The sequence below is a fragment of the Gilliamella sp. X-60 genome (assembly GCF_057063585.1).
The window spans coordinates 1-1,502 of the sequence record NZ_JBXSQJ010000049.1; the positions used below are offsets into that span (position 1 = coordinate 1).

General features: G+C 43.7%; 1 protein-coding gene. It reads left to right on the forward strand.

The genetic code is table 11. From position 1 onward, the window contains the following. Positions 1-1,502, forward strand: a 1,502-nt coding sequence (locus ACYIAM_RS12975; RefSeq protein ID WP_483748553.1) for a hemagglutinin repeat-containing protein, incomplete at both ends; no start/stop codon positions are given.

Genomic DNA, 1,502 nt, shown 5'->3' on the forward strand with positions numbered 1-1,502 from the left:
GAGCGAGAAGTGAACCAAGAGCAGCATTCGGTAATAAGTAGTGGAGTTTCGGCGGGACGAAATATAGATATTATAGCGACAGGGAATGCGAATAAACAAGGAGGCGATATAACGCTAAAAGGGAGTGAAGTAAAAGCGGGTAATGATATCAATCTAACGGCTAATCGGGATTTAAATGTGATAGGCGCGGTCAATACCCAGCACAGCGACAGTGACGAAAAGAGCTATGGAGGCGGGGTTGGCATACAGCTGCAATTTGGTGGAGATGAAAGTGGCTTACGTTTTAAAGGCAATGCTAACTTTAGTCGAGAGCGAGAAAATGCCAACGGCAGTGCTTGGACAGAAAGTGTTATTGACGCTAACAACAAACTGACAATCAAGACAGGTAATGATGTTAATATCATTGGTGGTCAAGTTAAGGGTGATAGCGTCAAGATGGACGTGGGTAATAACTTAAACATCCAATCGTTGCAAGACACGGACGATTACGATTACGAAAAAATCAGCGCATCGGTGAGTGGAAGCGGAGGCTTTGGTGGTTTTAGTGCCAACGGCTCGTTATCTAGCACGAATATCGACAGCAAATGGGCAAGTGTCACCGACCAATCGGGCATTTTTGCCGGCAGTGGCGGTTATGATATCACGGTGGGTAACAACACTGACTTAAAAGGGGCGGTGATAGCCTCAGAAGCGAAAGATACCAGCAAAAATAAACTTGACACCGGCACAATCAGCTTTAGTGATATCAAAAACAAAGCGGATTTTAAAGTTAGCCACGTCTCGGTCAGTGGCGGCACAGGCGGAGCGGGTGCCCCGACGGCGTATCAAAACAGCGAAAAAGAGTCCAGCATAACGCATTCAGCGGTAGAAAATGGGCAACTCATCATTCGTAATAAAGACAAACAAAAACAAGATATCAACGAACTAAGCCGAGATACCGAGCATGCAAATAACTCACTCAAACCGATATTTAACAAACAAAAAGAGTTGGATAAATTAGAATCGGTAGAGCTAGTTAAAGATATCGCTCAACAGGCAAAAGGAGTGGTAAACAAATATGACCGCATTCAAGCGCAAAACAAATTAGACAACGACGAAGTAGCCAAAAAAGCGCTAGAAAATAAGACTAAAGAACAGCTAAAAGAAGAAAAGCTTAAAGCCGAACAAGACCCGAATTACACAGCTAAAACCTATGATGAAATTTATCAACAAAATTATTATGATGCTGTCAGTGATATAGTGATTAAAAATGCAAAAAACAACCTAGGCACCATGGGAGGAGATGTCAGCAAAGGGATTGACACAGCGACATCAATTATCACAGGCATTATTACCGGTGATATTACGGGTGGCTTAGCGGGTGCAAGTGCGCCATGGATAGCCGAGCAGATAAAACTGCACACAGGGCATATGGATAAAGACGGCACTTGGGTGAGTGATAATGAAACGGCAAGATTAGTATCGCATGCTATACTGGGTGCGGTGGTAGCCGAATTACAAGG